The organism is Acrocarpospora sp. B8E8, from assembly GCF_039871605.1.
Taxonomy (GTDB): Bacteria; Actinomycetota; Actinomycetes; order Streptosporangiales; family Streptosporangiaceae; genus Acrocarpospora; species Acrocarpospora macrocephala.
Genome location: NZ_JBDPLV010000024.1, coordinates 113,822 through 129,613, shown reverse-complemented (window position 1 = coordinate 129,613; position 15,792 = coordinate 113,822). Strand labels below are relative to the sequence as shown.

General features: G+C 68.0%; 14 protein-coding genes. 4 read left to right on the top strand and 10 right to left on the bottom strand.

Going from position 1 to position 15,792, the window contains the following annotated elements:
- The first annotated feature begins 120 nt into the window (after positions 1-120).
- Positions 121-774, top strand: coding sequence for a DUF3592 domain-containing protein (locus tag ABGB08_RS23525; RefSeq protein WP_347593691.1), 654 nt, complete (start codon positions 121-123; stop codon positions 772-774).
- Here ABGB08_RS23525 and ABGB08_RS23520 read toward each other — a convergent pair.
- From ABGB08_RS23520 to ABGB08_RS23505, 4 genes are read right to left on the bottom strand one after another with little or no spacing between them, the layout of a single operon-like run.
- A complete protein-coding gene (locus ABGB08_RS23520) occupies positions 761-1,135 on the bottom strand; it encodes a hotdog fold domain-containing protein (protein WP_347593689.1) in 375 nt (124 codons plus the stop codon). The two genes, ABGB08_RS23525 and ABGB08_RS23520, sit on opposite strands and share 14 nt — an antisense overlap.
- Positions 1,132-1,914: an OAM dimerization domain-containing protein gene (locus tag ABGB08_RS23515; protein ID WP_347593687.1), complete on the bottom strand. Its 783-nt coding sequence runs from the start codon at positions 1,912-1,914 to the stop codon at positions 1,132-1,134. Before ABGB08_RS23515 ends, ABGB08_RS23520 begins: the two co-directional genes overlap by 4 nt.
- A complete protein-coding gene (locus tag ABGB08_RS23510; protein ID WP_347593685.1) occupies positions 1,911-3,440 on the bottom strand; it encodes a lysine 5,6-aminomutase subunit alpha in 1,530 nt (509 codons plus the stop codon). The genes ABGB08_RS23515 and ABGB08_RS23510 overlap by 4 nt, the downstream gene beginning before the upstream one ends.
- Positions 3,437-4,453 carry an L-erythro-3,5-diaminohexanoate dehydrogenase gene (locus ABGB08_RS23505; protein WP_347593683.1) on the bottom strand — a complete coding sequence of 339 codons (1,017 nt, stop codon included), beginning with the start codon at positions 4,451-4,453 and terminating at the stop codon, positions 3,437-3,439. The genes ABGB08_RS23510 and ABGB08_RS23505 overlap by 4 nt, the downstream gene beginning before the upstream one ends.
- 291 nt (positions 4,454-4,744) lie before the next feature.
- Here ABGB08_RS23505 and ABGB08_RS23500 point away from each other — a divergent pair, with 291 nt between their 5' ends.
- Together ABGB08_RS23500 and ABGB08_RS23495 are read left to right on the top strand one after the other, a co-directional pair.
- A complete protein-coding gene (locus ABGB08_RS23500; RefSeq protein WP_347593681.1) occupies positions 4,745-5,575 on the top strand; it encodes a 3-keto-5-aminohexanoate cleavage protein in 831 nt (276 codons plus the stop codon).
- 53 nt (positions 5,576-5,628) lie between these two features.
- The gene (locus ABGB08_RS23495) at positions 5,629-7,116 is read left to right on the top strand and encodes a flavin monoamine oxidase family protein (protein ID WP_347593679.1); all 1,488 of its coding nucleotides are present in this window, start codon (positions 5,629-5,631) and stop codon (positions 7,114-7,116) included.
- Between the two features lie 106 nt (positions 7,117-7,222).
- On the opposite strand, the gene ABGB08_RS23490 is transcribed toward ABGB08_RS23495, so the two are convergent.
- Entirely contained in the window at positions 7,223-8,119 is an 897-nt protein-coding gene (locus ABGB08_RS23490) for an NUDIX hydrolase (RefSeq protein WP_347593677.1), read from the bottom strand.
- Between the two features lie 8 nt (positions 8,120-8,127).
- Positions 8,128-10,476, bottom strand: a complete 2,349-nt coding sequence (locus ABGB08_RS23485; protein ID WP_347593675.1) for an Hsp70 family protein — start codon at positions 10,474-10,476, stop codon at positions 8,128-8,130.
- A gap of 159 nt (positions 10,477-10,635) precedes the next feature.
- Here ABGB08_RS23485 and ABGB08_RS23480 point away from each other — a divergent pair, with 159 nt between their 5' ends.
- The gene (locus ABGB08_RS23480; RefSeq protein ID WP_347593673.1) at positions 10,636-10,818 is read left to right on the top strand and encodes a hypothetical protein; all 183 of its coding nucleotides are present in this window, start codon (positions 10,636-10,638) and stop codon (positions 10,816-10,818) included.
- Here the strand turns inward: ABGB08_RS23480 and ABGB08_RS23475 are convergent.
- The 4 genes from ABGB08_RS23475 to ABGB08_RS23460 are packed head-to-tail and all read right to left on the bottom strand — an operon-like array spanning position 10,815 to position 15,781.
- On the bottom strand, positions 10,815-13,076 hold the full coding sequence (locus ABGB08_RS23475) for an Hsp70 family protein (RefSeq protein WP_347593671.1): 2,262 nt from the start codon (positions 13,074-13,076) through the stop codon (positions 10,815-10,817). The two genes, ABGB08_RS23480 and ABGB08_RS23475, sit on opposite strands and share 4 nt — an antisense overlap.
- On the bottom strand, positions 13,073-14,617 hold the full coding sequence (locus tag ABGB08_RS23470) for a dynamin family protein (protein WP_347593669.1): 1,545 nt from the start codon (positions 14,615-14,617) through the stop codon (positions 13,073-13,075). Before ABGB08_RS23470 ends, ABGB08_RS23475 begins: the two co-directional genes overlap by 4 nt.
- Positions 14,617-15,147 carry a hypothetical protein gene (locus ABGB08_RS23465; protein WP_347593667.1) on the bottom strand — a complete coding sequence of 177 codons (531 nt, stop codon included), beginning with the start codon at positions 15,145-15,147 and terminating at the stop codon, positions 14,617-14,619. The genes ABGB08_RS23470 and ABGB08_RS23465 overlap by 1 nt, the downstream gene beginning before the upstream one ends.
- The gene (locus tag ABGB08_RS23460; protein ID WP_347593665.1) at positions 15,140-15,781 is read right to left on the bottom strand and encodes a hypothetical protein; all 642 of its coding nucleotides are present in this window, start codon (positions 15,779-15,781) and stop codon (positions 15,140-15,142) included. Before ABGB08_RS23460 ends, ABGB08_RS23465 begins: the two co-directional genes overlap by 8 nt.
- Between the last annotated feature and the right edge of the window lie 11 nt (positions 15,782-15,792).

Below are 15,792 nucleotides of genomic sequence, written 5' to 3'. Positions count from 1 at the left end.
CCACACCCGGAGCGAATTCACAGAGATCCGCGACCGTTCTTGTGGGACCTCGACACATCACGCTCAGTGAGCGAGCATATGGCGCTACCCGTTCGCAATCGCACGCATTAGTCTTCGCGCATGCCGAGGAAAGCACGCTTCTGGATCGTCTTCGCCATCCTCATCCAGGTTCTGTGGAGCCTCCCGCTGGGTGGCTTCTTCGCCTATCGCTGGCTGGCCTTCGACGACCCGGACACGAGCTTCACCTGCCAGGACAGCCGTGGCCGGGTCTCCACCTGCGTGGAGGGAGAGACCACGAACATGATCATGGGGATCGTGTTCCTGGCCATCGGCCTCATCATGCTGGGCGTCGCCCTGTGGCTGGCCGTCCGCTGGATCAAGCGCGGCCGGCGGGAGGACTATCTCCGGCAGCACGGCGTCCCGGCGCAAGCGGTCGTGATCCAGGCGATGGCGACGTCCACGCGCGTCAACGGGCGCCCGCTGTACCGGCTCACGCTCCAGGTGCCGGACGTGCCGGGCCTGGAATTCCGCCACCGCACCATGAACCCGGTCCCCGCGGGCACCACGCTCACGGTCGCGTACGACCCGGCGAATCCCGCCGACCCCGTCCTCCTCGACGACCTGGCCGCGATCGCGCAGAGCATGCGATACCCGCGCACCGCGGTGGACGCCCGCATCCAGCGGCTCACCCAGCTCGACTCGCTGCGCGCCTCCGGCGCCATCTCCGAGGAGGAGTTCGAGCGCCTGAAAGCCGAAGCGCTCAACCAGGGCTGACCGGGACGACCACCACCCCGACCGCGGTGGTCGCCACGATCGGCGTCTCCAGCACCTCCGCGGCCGACGCCGACAGGTCCGGCCTGGCCCGGCAGACCACCAGCGCCTCGAAGGCCAGGGTCCTGCTCCGGTTGCCGACCCTGGTCACCTCGGCGCTCACCTCGAGCACGTCCCCGGCCCGTACGGCGGCGAGAAACTGCACATCCGAATAGGAGGCGAACAGCCCTTCGTCCCCGTCCATCCGGATGCAGACCTCGGTGGCGACATCCCCGAACAGCCCGAGCACGTACGCGCCGTCGACCAGCGACCCGCCATAGTGCGCATGCGAATACGGCACATACCGCCGATGTGTCACCCTCATGCCGGGCTCCACGTGGGAATCAGCGCGGCCACCAGATAGCTGGCCACCTCACCGGGCGTGGTCCCCTTCCCGAAGATCCGGTCCACCCCCAGGTCGGACGGCGTCACCGTGTCGAACCTCGGCCCGCCCACCACCAGCAGCGGCCGCCCGAGCCCGCCGGTCACCGACGTCGGGTACGCGTCGGCGAACGCCGCCGCCATCTGCTTGGTGTTGTGCAGGTGCGCGCTCTTCTGCGTCACCACCTGGGAGACCAGCACCGCGTCCGCGTTGGCGCCCTTGGCCCGGGCGACGAGCTCGTCCACCTCGACCTGGGCGCCCAGGTTGTGCACCTCGATCTCCCGGTAGTACTCCAGGCCTTTCTCCCCCGCGAAGCCTTTCACGTTGAGGATGGCGTCGATGCCCACCGTGTGCGCGTCCGTCCCGATACATGCCCCCACGACGACCAGCTTGCGGGCGAGCACGGTCTTGATGGCCAGGTTGACCTGGTTCGGGGTGAGCAGCGGGTATTCGCGCCCTTCGGGGACGACGATGCTCGCGTAGTCGATGAGGTGGGTGGCTTTTCCGTACACGATGAAGAACGTGAAATCTGGGCCTATTGCCTTGGTGTGGACGACGCTGGCCGGATCCAAGCCCATTTTTCCGGCCAGTTGAAGAGCGGCGGCGTCGGCGCGGAGGCCCTGGGGGACGGGCAGGGTGAAGGAGACCTGCACCATGGCGTCGCCGGTCGTGTCGCCGTACGGGCGGATGATCTGTTTGATCGTGTCGACCGAGATGGTCACGGGCGCTCCTCAAGGATCTCGGTGGCCGGGTTGTAGTAGCCGGCGGCCTGTTCGATCACGCCGTCCAGGCCCTTGCCGCGGTCGGCCGGGCGGCGGGTGACGCCGAAGGTGCCGTCGGCGATGGCGGTGAGCAGGCCGTCGTCGGCGACCCGGCCGAGCAGGTCCACGGTCTCGGCGAGCACCCGCCGGGCGCGTTCGACGATGAAGCCGCCGGGCGCGGGGTGGAAGTCCTCCGCCAGCGCGCCGGCCGCTCGCCGGACGTAGCGCACGTTCTCCAGGGCCAGGTCGCGGTCGGAGAGCCAGGGCGTGTGGATGCCCTCGGTCATCATGCCGATCAGGATGATCGACTGGCCGGTCATCACGCCGGCCAGGTTGAAGAAGGCGTCCAGCAGGTACCCGGCGAAGATGTTGCCGGTCATGTGCTTGGTGGGCGGCATGTACTTGAGCGGCGCGTCCGGGAACAGCTCGCGGACCAGCTGCGCGTGCGCCAGCTCCAGCCTGAACGAGTCCGGCAAATCCGGATTTATCTCGAAAGCGTGGCCGAGGCCGAGCTGGCTGTCGGTCAGCCCGGCCTCGTGGCCGAATCGTTCGTTGAGCAGCTGGGAGGCGATCACCGTGTGCGCGGCGTCGACCGCGTCCGCTGTGGTCAGGTAGTTGTCCTCGCCGGTGTTGATGACGATTCCGGCGCGCGCGTGGATCTGCCGGGAGAAGCGCTGGTCGATGAAGGTGCGTTTGGGGTTGATGTCGCGGAAGATGATGCCGTACATGCAGTCGTTGAGCATCATGTCGAGGCGTTCGAGACCGGCCAGCGTGGCGATCTCCGGCATGCACAGCCCGCTGGCGTAGTTGGTCAGCCGGACATACCGCCCCAGCTCCCCCGACACCTCGTCGAGCGCGGCCCGCATCAGCCGGAAGTTCTCCTGCGTGGCGTACGTCCCGGCGTACCCCTGCCGGGTGGCACCCTCCGGCACGAAGTCCAGCAGCGACTGCCCGGTCGAGCGGATCACCGCGATCACGTCCGCCCCCTCCCGGGCGGCGGCCTGCGCCTGCGGGACGTCCTCGTAGATGTCGCCGGTGGCCACGATCAGATAGACCCACGGCGGCTCCGGATCCCCGTGCTTGCCCAGCAGCCGCTCCCGATCGGCCCGGTTCGCGTCGATCCTCGCGATCCCGCGCGCCACCGCCTCCCGCGCCCTCTTCCCGGCCTGTACGGCTTGCGCCCCCTCCGGCACCTCGAACCGCGCGCTCACCAGCTCCCGCGGATCCTGGTGGTCTCGCAACGCGTGGAACACCGGCAACGCGATCCCGTGCTCCAGCCCGACCTGGGCCCGCACGGCGTCCACGATCCGGTTCACCCAGGGTGTGCCGTCCGCGTCGGCCCCGCTCACCCCGGCCAGCCGGAGCACGGCGCGCTCCACCGACACGGTCGTGTGCGTGCGCGCCAGCTCGATGATCGGCTCGGCCGCCCGCGCCGCCAGCCGCCTGGCCTTCGCGACGACCTCGGGATCCAGGCCCAGCTTGCTCACGCGAGTCTCCCCTCGAACAGCCCGCGCACGCCAGGCTCGGATCGCAGCAGGTCCAGGGCCAGGTCGGCGTGGCCGGGGGCGTACCCGTTGCCGACCAGCATGGTCACGTCGGCGGCGAGCCCTTCGGCCCCGAGCGCCGCCGCGCTGAACGAGGTCGCCATCGAGAAGAAGATCACGGTGCCGCCGTCCCGGGTGGCCAGGATGGAGCCGTGCTCGCAGCCGGGCACGTCCACGCAGACCACGGTCACGTCCGCCGGACCTCCCGCCTGGGAGACGGCCGCGGCGAGCGCGACCGGATCGCGGGCGTCGGCGATGACGACCTCGTCGGCGAGCCCGGCGGCGGTCAGCGTTTCGGCTTCCCTGGCGTGTGGCACTACTCCGATCAGCCTCGCGGCCCCAGCGCGCCGGGCAGCGGCCAGCGACAGCGACCCGCTCTTCCCTGCCGCGCCGATCACCGCCACCACCGAACCCGGGGTGACCACCCGCTGGGTGAGGGCGGGCGCGCCGCAGACGTCCATGACGGACAAGGCCAGCGGGACCGGCAAATCGTCTGGCAGCACGGCCGCGATCGAGCGGGCGAACAGGATCGCGTGGCCTTCGGCGGGCACCTGCTCGGAGCGCCCGTCCCAGCGGGCGAGCCCGTCGGTGATCCGCAGCGGGGTGAGGGTCAGCGACACCAGCGTGGCCACCCGATCGCCGGGCTTCAACCCGAGCGGCGATTCCGGCGTGACCTCGTCCACGACGCCGACCAGCATGCCGCCGGACCCGGTGACCGGATTGTGCATCTTGCCGCGCGCCTCGATGATCGCGAGAACCTCCGCGCGCACCGCGTCGCCGTGCTTGTCCGACAGCTGCCGGAAGGAAGCCGCGTCCAGGTTGAGCCGTTCGACCCGGATCCGCACCTCCCCCGGCCACAACTCGGGCGAGGCGTCCAGCCGCTCGGCCGCCTGCGGCAACACCCCGACGGGAGCCACCACCCGATGCAGGCCCACCGGTGAGCCAGGCGGGCGCACGCTCGCTCCATGCGCGTCCGCTGGTGAGCCGGTCGAGCTCAAGCCCTCCGCGGGCCCTTGATGCGAGTCCAGTGGTGACGCGGTCCAACCGCCATCTTCGCGGGGAACAGCCACTGGGGAAACGCCGGGCTCTCGCATCACTCACCGTCCTCACTTCGAACACGCGCGGAACCGATCACTTCGATCGCTTTCAAGAACCGATTCACTTCGATCACGGAGAAGCCGATTCCTGAGTCTCGACTCAGGGAAACATCTTGTCCCACCCCATCGCTAGCAGGCAATATCTGGCACATGACTGCCGCGACCCTCATCACCGTCGCTCCCACCGGAGCGGAGGCGGACAAATCCCGAACTCCCGCCCTCCCGGTCACCCTGGACGAACTGGTGGCCACCGCGATCGCCTGCCAGGCGGCGGGCGCGGCCGTCATCCACGTGCACATCCGCGACGACAAAGCCCGCCCGACCCTCGACCTCCCCCGCCTCAAGGACACGGTCGCCGCGCTGCGCGCCCACACCTCGCTGATCGTGCAACTCTCCACCGGCGGCGCGGTCACCGACCCCTACGAGGACCGCCTGAACGTCCTCGACGCAGCCCCCGACGCCTGCTCCCTGACCTGCGGCACGGTCAACTTCGGCGACGACGTCTTCATGAACCCGTGGGGCTTCATCACCGACCTCTACCAGGCCACCCAGGAAAAGGGCATCGCCCCCGAATTCGAACTCTTCGACCTCGGCCACGTGGTCACTTTGCACCGCCTCCTATCGGCGTACGGCCCGCCTCACGGCGGCCACATCCACTGCGACCTGGTCATGGGCGTGCCGGGCGGCTTCGACGGCGACCTCCGTACGATGGCCGCCGCCATCCAGGCCCTCCCGGACGGCGCGACCTGGTCCGCGACCGGAATCGGCCGGACCTCGGTCCCCGTCCTGCTGGCGGCCCTGTCCGCGGGCGGCCATCTCCGCGTCGGCATGGAGGACACCCTCACCTTCGCCAAGGGCCGCCCGGTCCGCGACAACGCCGAACTCGTCACCCGGGCCGCCTCAGCCGCCACCCTCGCCCAGCGCCCCCCGATGACCACCGCCGCCGCTCGCGCCTTTCTGGGTATTGACTCCGCTGTGTAATCAACCGACCATCGTGTGTGACCGGACTCCTCCGATGGAAGGACTCTGCACGCATGAGGGATCTCCCCGCTCCCGCCTCCGCCGAGCTGGTCGCGGCGGGCGCTGCCCAACCCGACCCGGGGGTGCGGGTCCCCGCCGAACTGGTCGCCATGGCGTCGAACGGGCTGGCCGGGGTGTCCAAGCCGAAGCGGGTGCTGGTGATCGGGGCCGGGATGGCCGGGCTGGTGGCCGCGTACGAGCTGATCGGGCGGGGGCATGACGTGACCGTGCTGGAGGCGCAGGATCGGGTGGGCGGGCGGGTCCACACCCTGCGCGGGTTCGCGCCCGGCCTGTACGCGGAAGCGGGCGCCATGCGCATCCCCCGGGTGCACGACCTGACCCTGGAATACTGCCATCGGTTCGGCCTGGACCTGCGCCCGTTCGTGATGGACAACCCCCACACGCTCGCCTACATCCAGGGCAAACGCCTCACCATGGGCCAGCTCGACGCCGAACCGGACCTGCTCGATTTCGATCTGGCGCCCCACGAGCAGGGCCGTACGTACACGGATTTATGGCGAGAAGCCACCGCCGAGATCCACGACCTGTACGCCCAGGAGGGCGAGAACGCCCTGGACCGGCTCTGCGCCGAATACGACCGCTACTCGATCCGGGCGTTCCTCCTCGAACGCGGCTTCTCCCCCGGCGCCATCGAGCTCTACGGGATCATGAGCTTCCGCGAGGCCAACCTGAACGCCGCCATCATCGAGCAGTTCCGCGAGATCATCGGCCGCGCCTTCGAGGACATGCAGGAGATCGTGGGCGGCTCCGACCGGCTCCCGACCGCGTTCTACCAGCAGATCAAGGACCAGGTCAGGTTCGGCCACGAGGTGCACGCGATCGAGCAGGACGCCGACGGCGTGCGCCTGCACGTGCGCACCACCACCGGCCACACCACCCTCACCGCCGACTACGCGATCTGCACGATCCCCTTCTCAGTCCTCCGCGACGTCGAGATCACCCCGCCCTTCTCCCGGGGCAAACAACGCGCGATCCGCGAACTCCACTACAACGCCTCCACCAAGATCCTCTTCCAGGTCCGCCGCCGCTTCTGGGAACGAACCGACGGGATCGTCGGCGGCACCACCGTCACCGACCTCCCGATCCGCCGCATCTGCTACCCCTCCTTCTCCGACCCCCACGAGGACCGCGCCGTCCTGCTCGCCAGCTACACCTGGGGCCAGGACGCCCTCCGCTGGGGCGCCATGTCCCGCGAACGCCGCATCCAGCAGGCCCTCGAAGACGTCGCCAAAGTCCACCCCGAAATCAACGACACCTTCGAATTCGGCGTCAGCCACTGCTGGTACGACGACCCCTGGGCGGCCGGCGCCTTCGCCCTCTTCGAACCCCAGCAACAGTCCAGCCTCCACGACGACATCCTCAAACCCGAAGGCCGAGTTCATTTCGCCGGGGAACACTGCTCGCTCTGGCACGCCTGGATCGAGGGAGCGCTGGAGTCGGGGTTGCGCGCGGCCACGGCCGTGCATGAATCGATGGATTAGCGAGGCCGCGGATCCCCGGCCGTTCGTTCCGGCTGGCCGACGAGGCGACCTTCGGGTTGCCGAGTGCCGCCCTCCCGCGACGGCGGCACTCGCATCGTGGCCGCGGTCAGACTGTGTAACGTTCCAGGCTGGCGATGCGGCCGTTCACGTGATGCAAGACGACGAAGGAGCCCTTGTACACCTGAACCGTGTCGTCTCCGACATACCGCGTTTTGCAGACCTCGGGGATCACTCCCTCGATGCTCTCGCGGTAGGCGCAGATCGCTGTCGCGTCACTCGCCTCCATGGCGTCCAGGACTACCCGCAAAGCGCCCGCAGGCTCGAAGTGCTTCTTGGTGAGGACCTTCTCGGTCCTGATCTCCCTGCCGGTCGCCAACGCGTACGGGCTGAGGGTCAGGAGGCAGCGATCGCTCGGGGCGCTGATCAGCTTCGTGGGACGGTACGCGGCCAGAACGGTCGCAAGGTTGGCCGCTTGTGCCTCGCCTACGTGGTCGAGCGGGCGTATCTTCCCCTTTCCCTCCCAATCCTTCTTGGAGCCTGCCAGCTGACCGTGGCGAGCCAGGATGATCGGAGTCGTCGCGACCGGCCTGGCGGTGAACTCCTTCAGGACGGCGATGTCGCGCTTGTGGGTCAGCGCGCGCTGGGCTTCGTCAAGCGGCATCCACTCGATCTTGTCGATCTCTTCGTTCGGGACGAACTCCTTCTTGGCCGGACCCTCCGCGCGGGTCGCCCAGTAGTCGACCCGCTTGGTCCAGCCGCTCCTGTCGTAGTGGATGGATTGGAGCCACCTGCCGAGCGTGACCTCGTAGCCGGTCTCTTCGAAGACCTCCCGGACGCTCGCGGCGATGACGTGTTCGCCGTGGTTGGTCTTGCCCTTGGGGAAGGTCCAGTCGCCTCTCGGCCGGTGCACGAGCAGGATCTCGGGGGCGGTCTCTTCGCCTCTCCAGATCACCGCGCCCGCGGCGTGGAGGAGGTCGGGAGAGGTCATGGGGGTATCGGCCATCAGAACTCCTAGGGGGTGATCTCGATGATCATCGCGGTCTTGTCGGCGCTCGCCGTAGCGAGGTATGTGCGGTCGTCGTGCTGGATCAGCGCAACGGCCCGGATCTTGTCCTTGTGCGCGGTGAAGGTGCGCAGACGCTGACATGTCTCCACGTCCCACACGATCACCGTGTTGTCACTGCCACCACTGGCGAGCACGGTCCGCCGGTTCAGCTTGCCGAATGCGACCGCCCGGACCTGGCCAGGATGACTGCTTGGAACCTCGTAAACGCGGTCGTCGGCCACATGCCACAGGCTCAACGAACTGCGTGCCCCGGCGATCACGAGCAGGGGCCTTCCCCGGAAGGATGCCGCGGCCAGTGCGCGGACCGAGCGGTCGTGATCGTATCTTTCGATGGTTTCGTCCTCGTCCTCATCCTCTTCCGAGAAATCCCAGACCTCGACGATGTCGTCCTCGCCGCCGATGGCCAGCTTCAACGACCCATCGATCCTGATGAAGGCGAGCGCGTGCACTTTGACGTCGAAGTCATGCCTCCAGTCGGCAACCGCCAAGTCCACCTGCGGACGAGTGATTGTGGTGCACCACACCGAACCGTCTTCTCCGCCGATGGCCAGATAGGGGACGTTGTCGTGGGTGGCGAAGGCGAGAGCGCGGATCGCCGTGTCGAATTGGTCATCCGTGGCGAGTTGGCTGCGCCGCTGCAGGTCCCAAATGACGACGTTGCCATCCACGTCCCCCGTGACCAGCGCGGGACGGTGGCCGATGACGCCGAACACCGCCGACAGAACCGCCGCCTTGTGCAGGTTGTGGCTGGCGAGCAGTTCGCCCGTGGCGGCGTCCCACACCCGGACAGCGGTGTCCTTGGACGACGTGGCCAGCACCAGTTTCCCGGCCAGGCGGCCGAAACAGACCGCGGTCACCTCGCCATCGTGAGGGAGACTCAGCGACCATTCGCGAGTGACGTCGGCCGAGCCGTTCGGCGTCCCCGAGATCTCTGGAGCCGGCTCAGGTTCCGGCACGGGCAGTGCCAGGGTGACGAGCCAGTCGGTGGAGGTCACCAGCGCGCCCACCCCATAATGCAGCTCCGCGATCGTCCCACCCATCTCGGACGGCATCCGGAGCTCGTGGATGGCCCCGTCAGACAACCGGAGGAGGGCCACGCTCTGGTCGGGCCCGCAGGAACTGCCCCGCTCGACCCGCCATTTCAGCAGTCCCCCCGATCCTCCGGGAATCGGCCACCGTAAAGGCAGCTGCGCCGCCTCCGGTGTCACCGCGGCGGAGAACCGCTGTGCCGCCTGCCCCGCCCAATTCGCAGCGCCGAGCACGACGGCGAGCTCGGGGTCGCGTACGCGACGGACCGGTCGATCGAAGACCTGTGCGACGATCTCCCCGACGACGGGCATGCGAATGCTGCCCCCGACGAGCAGCACACCGGTCACCTGATCGGGGGAGAGCCGGCAGCGGTCGAGCAACTCGCGGCAGCACTGGTGGGTACCGGCCAGTAACGGGGTGACGAGCTGGATGAGCCTTGACCTGGTAAGCCCGACGAACAGGTTGGCCGGGTCGAAGAGGTCCTCGGCGACGGTCATGTCGCTCAACTGATGCTTGATCCGGCGAGACAGGTCACCGAAGCTCACACGGTTGCGCTGCCCCTGACCGCCCCCTTCCGACAACATGGACGCCAGCGCCGGGTCCCCCGTCGTGCGTAATTCGGCGTAGATCAGGGCGTCGATGTCACGACCACCGCAGTCGTCGAGCGCGCTGTGCCCGAGAACCTCGTGCCTGCCATCGGGCCCGATACGGATCAGGGCCGTATCGAACGTTCCACCACCGAAGTCGTAAACCAGCACCAGCTGCCCTTCGGCGAACGCGGCACCCGCCACCGGCGCCATCGCCGCCGCCACCGGTTCGGCCAGCAGTTCGGTCACGGGGAAACCCGCCGCCTCGGCCGCGGAGATCATCAGCCTCCGGCGCAGGTCGGCCCTGCCATAGCTGGCGGGCACCGTAACGACGGCCCGGTGGATCGCACCCCCGTGAACCCGTTCCGCCTCGCTCTTGAGCGCCCCCAACATCGCCGTCACCAGGTGCTCCGGCGGGAAGCTCTGCCCGTCCAGCTCGATAGGCGTGTACTGCCCGAGATCTCGCTTGAACTCGCTTCGATACAACTCAGGCCGCAGCCGCTTGCGCTGTTCCGCGATCGTGCCCACCGACAGCCCGTCATCGGTCAGGCAAACCGCCGAAGGCCACGACCAGGACCCTGACGACGGCTCCTTCACCAGCTCGACCGTCCCACCCGCGACCAGCGCGGCAGCCGACGAACTGGTCCCGAAGTCAATCGCGAGAATCGTTTCCTCCACTTACCCGCCTCCTGTGCGGCCTGGTGATACCTCTATACAAGGGCCGGGTCGCCGGGAAACCCCGCGCCAAGGGAATTGGCACCAGATGTCCGCCGCGAAGTTCCCGAACTCGTCTTGCAGTTTCCTCTCCGGGGTTACAGCCAGTCCAGTTTGTGCATCGTGAGCGTGCACGTGGTCGCGCTGTCCGAGGACGAGCAGGAACTCCCCGTAGATTCTGCATTCTTCATCGGAGCCCAGCTCGATGCGCTGCCGCGCGCGTTTCATTGCATCGCCGGTGCGCGCTTCGAGTGCGACAATCAGATTGTCCACGTGGCAGATTATCGCGTCCTGAATGACCCCTAAGAGAATTCCAGGATTCTCCCATAGCACCAAGCCAGTGGCGATCTCCATCCCCGAACTCCGGCGCCTTCTTCCGGCGTTAAAAGCGCGACTCCCCTCACGCTTTCGCGTGGGACGTACTGATCTTCGTGCGGACGGCCCCATCGTCGTAGTCCAGTCGCCAGGTCCACCCCGACCAGATCACCGTCGAGCACGAGAACTGTTTCATCGGCCGACAAGATGCTCGAATTGGGAGACCGGCCCAGCGCCCCCTCCCCGCGGGTACGGTACGCCCATCGGCGTGCACCGGTTATCAGGTCGAAACAGGTCAGCTCCCCATCGGCTAAGGTCAGCACCCGCCTTCCAACGACTTGCGCGAGGAAATAGGCTGATATATCACACGTGGCCCAAACTTCCTCTCCTGAAGCCACGGCGACGGCCACTAAGCAGCTCTCAACCTTTATGATCGCCAGATCGGACATTCCGGCCAAGGCTGAATTCGTCGGGAAACTTGGCTCCTTGTAGAAGCTCTCCCAGACCGTATCCCCAGACGTCTGGTCCACCGCGACCAAGTGGTATTCGAGCGCCAGAACCAGCAGATTTCCGAACTCCCGCCAACCCGAGATCTTCCGTCCGCGAGACGAAACCCGAATCCATCGGGTTGCCCCGCTGCGTGGTTCCACAGCATGCAGGTCGCCGGACATCGTGAGGTAGGTAGTAGCGGTGCCGAGCGTGCAATTGAACCAATCGCGGGGCTGATTCCTAGTCCACAAAAGACGACCGGCGGCGAAGTCCAAGATCGCTAGGGTGTCCGGCTCATGGAATGCGGACTCGCCGAACGGACGCTCCAGCGTCACATCTCGCGTTACCAACTCCAACACAAGGAATTCCGGATTGGAGTCCACTGTGATGAGCTCGCCGCCCATCTCGCCCACCCAACTAGCGCCGCCGACGTGGCGAAGCTGCCAGGGAGACATCACCTCTGGGTCCCGGGCAAGGGCCAGTAGATCGCTGCTACCTATGACGTCACCGGACAAGGCGTACCGCGCGTCAATACGGCCCGGAGTAACGCCCGCCCCGAGCGTCACCAGCGATCCATCGCGCAGGCGGACGCCCGCGAGTTCCTGACCGGCCGAGTAAGCGCCACCCGGTTCGACCCGCCAGTTGAGCAGAGTCCCCGAAGAGTCCGGCAGTTCCCATCGGAGCGCGATCTCGCCGGGAGCCAGCGGCGTCGGCGCAATCGTCCGGCCGCTGACGCCGGTCGCCGCCCACTGGGCGGCGCCCTGCACGACGGCGAGTTGCGGGTCGAGGGCGGTTCGCGGAATCACACCGAATGCTTGGGCGAGCCGCCTGCCAATGCTGGGGATTCGGACGCTGCCGCCCGTCATCAGGACCGTGTCGATCGTGTGGCCTCTCGCTATGGCCGCGCAGCAGGCGATCGTACGCTCGATGACTGGGGCGATCAGCTTCTCTAGCCGGTCACGGTGCAGTTCGACGACGAAATCGAGCGGATCGAACACATACTCCGCGTGATCGAACTCGCTGAGCTGATGTTTGAGGTTGCGGACCACCTCGGCCAGGAGCAGCTTGCTCCGCCCATTCAGATCCCTGAGCTGCGGGTGGCTCTCGATGATGTCCGCGTAGGCCAGCGCGTCCAGGTCCCGGCCGCCGCAGTCGTCGAGGGCCGAATACGCGAGCACCTCACCGGTCCCGCAGGCCGTCGCCCGGACCAGGGCGGTATCGAAGGTTCCGCCGCCGAAGTCGTAGAGGAGCACGAGGGAGCCGGGCTCGATGGGCGGGCCGGCGAGTGGGGCGAGGGTTGCGGCGATCGGCTCGTAGAGCAGGCCCACTCTGGTGAAGCCGACCGACTCTCCGGCCTGGATCATCAGGTCCCGGCGCGGGTCGGCGACGGCGTAGGAGGCGGGGACCGTCAGCACGGCGCTCGTTACGGGGCTGCCGTTCAGCCGGTCGCCCTCGGCCTTCACGGTGCGCAGGAGCTCGGTGACCAGGTCGAGCGGCGCGAACGCGCGGTCGCCCAGGAACAGCGAACCGGACTGCCCGAGGTCACGTTTGAACTCGGCGCGGTAGTTCTCCGGTCTGATGCGCTTGCGCTGTTCGGCCGTGGTGCCGAGGAGAAGCGTGGCGCCGTCCAGGTAGGCCGCCGACGGCCAGGTCCAGGAGCCGGAGGCGGGTTCCCTGAGCAGGGTCGTCCGGCCGTCGCCGACGCAGGCGGCGGACGTGGTCGAGGTGCCGAAGTCGACGGCGAGGATGGGCTCGGTCATGGCTGTGCTCCGTTGATTTCGCTGATCAGGAGTTCATAACTGCGCCGCACCACCTGGCCCGCCCGGCGGGTGGCACCCGAGTAGGACGGATCGACGACAACGGCGGCCCAGTGGGCCAGACGTTCGCGCGCTTGGGCGGCCAGCTCCGTCCGGCCGTACGAGCTGGGCAGGCCGAGCCGGTCGGGCAGCGTCCGGCCGCACTCCCCGGTGACCAGCAGGAGTTCGCCGATTTCCTCGTCGGCGAAGTCGACGCGGCCGTCGTAGTAGTCGCGGAGCACGGAGAACTCGGCGAAGGCGTGTTCTTTGAATTCGAGTTGCGCCACGGCGGCCACGGCCTCGTCGAGGGTCATGTGGTCGCGCGGCCCGAGTTCACCGGCCAGCGAGGGAAGTTGTTTCACATCCTGGATGGCGCGGCTCAGTTTGATCAGCTCGGTCCGGCTGCCGAAGTGGTCGACCAGCAGGCGGCGGAAGTCCGCCATGCCGCTGCGTTCCAGCAAGTGCCACCGCAGCTCCGCGATGTCGGTGACGCCGTCCCTGATCAGGGAGCAGGCCAGCACGATCCCGTATCCGCCGAACTGCGAGAACAACGCGTGTCGGCGCGCCGCGGAGACCTTCAGCTCGGGGTGGTCCCGCGTGGTGAACAGGGGACCACGTTTCACCCGGGCGGTGAGCGTCTCGGGCGGCACGGCGGCGAGGGTCGTCAGGTCGTCGAAATCCTCCTGCGTGAAAACCGCGGCCGCGGCTCCGACGAGGCTGGCCACCGGGCGCAGGTCGAACAGGTAACGCCTGGCTCCGGCGGCGTTCATGAGGCGGTCGGCCACGCGGGCGCCCTCGGCCATCGGGTCGGGGTGCAGCGGCCAGAACAGTTCGACCTTCGTCAGGGCGCCCAGCGTGGTGATGGGCGTCGCCTTGCCGATCCCCGCGCCGGTGAAGTCGGCCAGCAGTTCCTCCTCGGCCGCCGCGAGCCCGCGGGCGAAGACGAGCACGATCGCGTCGGCCTTGCCCGCGTGATCGAGAGACGCGGCCCGGACATCGCCGGGCGTGCGGCCGAGGAAGCGCGCGGTGTTCTGGGAGTCGGAACCGAAGGCCGTGTCCAGGCCCGGAGTGTCGACCAGATCGAAGGAGCGCAGGTAGGGGTTGGGGTCGGTGACCTCCAGGTAGTCGATGGTGCGCAGGTAGGCGGCCAGGGCCTCGTCCTCGTGCGCCCGCACAGTTAGCCTTTCCAGGTCGGCGAGATCCCGCCGTTCCGGGGGGCGGCCGTCGGTGAAGTGCACGAGGAGCCCGGGGCTTGTGCCGTATCGCAGCCAGTTGACATTGAAGGTCAGTTCCTCGACGCCCGTCGGCGCTCGCCTGCCGCCGAGCAGCGCGTTGGCCAGGGTCGACTTGCCGGAGCTGACCCGGCCGACCAGGGCGACGCGCAGCGCCGAGCCGAAACGCTCCCGGTATTCGGCCAGCGCGCGGCTCACCTGGGCCAGCGCCGGCGAGTGGGCGAGCGCCGCCTGCGCTGTGTCGAAGGCCGTCATGGCACGGTCGCGGAGCATTACCGCACTCCTAGGAAGCGGGCGAAGAACCGTTCTCCGAGCACGCGGTAGTACGGCGCGAGGGGCGGTTCCATCAGGCGGGTGAGAAGCGCGGAGAACTCCGCCTCCCCCGTGAACGGGCGATCTTCGAGGAGGGCCGTGGCCAGGTCGTCGTATCCCGCCAGCAGGCGGTGGCGGTCCGCTTTGTAGGACTGCACGGAACCCCGGATCGCGTCGTGCGGAAACGTCCCGACAGGGTCGCGCCGGACCGGCCAGGGTTTGGTGAACCGCAGATCGCAGTACTCCATCGGCCGTCCGGTTCCCCAGTCGACCGTGATGGTGGCGAAGGGGGCATGCAGGAAGGTGCCTTTGCCCTTCACGACCTGGACCCCGTACAGGGGAAGGCGCAGGAACACTTTGGTGTCGCCGTCCCAGCCGGGGTGGTGCCGGATCGGGATGGGCCAGCCCACACCCGACTGCATCGGCGCGAGCTGCCGGAACAGGGGGGTCGCGCGGATGTCCCGAAGCAGGGTCGCGGTGCGGCTAGCCATCGGCCGCCCCTGCGGTGACCATGAAGTTCCCTGACTCGCCCCAGGCTTCCAGGAAAACTTCCAGCGGCACCTGGCCGCCTGCCCCGTACGGGCTGCCCGAATCGTTGAGCAACACGACCGGATGGGCGGGATCGTGGTGGTCCACGCCGATGACCTGGACGACGTGGTCGGCGCCCTGGTCGGGGATGCCGGGGTAAGCGTCGAGATCGTCGACTAGACCCTGGGCCGCCCAGATCTGCTCGGCGTCCACGGCGGCGATGACATCCTGCCCACCGGCGAGGGCGACCTCCAGATCGGCGACCGTCGCATGGTCGTGGCGTTCAACGGTCAGCCCGAAGTAGTCGAGGAGGTTCCCGACGTCGTTCATCGCGGTTCCGTGTCCCGGCTCGTACCATCCGTGCCGTTCCGCCAGCGCAGTCAACTCCGCCTCCGCGTGCGGCACCCCGGTAAGGTCGTCGAGGACGAACTCCTGGCACGCGACCGCGCACGTGTCCGAGGCGCCTTGCTCATGCCAGAAGAGCACGTCGTGGCCAGGGTCGCCGACGACGTCGAATCCGTCGGCCGCGGTCTCGTGGTCCTCCCAGTCGGGGCCGGATTCCTTGTCGATGAGCGTCTCGTGGGCGTCCCAGTCCATGCACTCGCCTT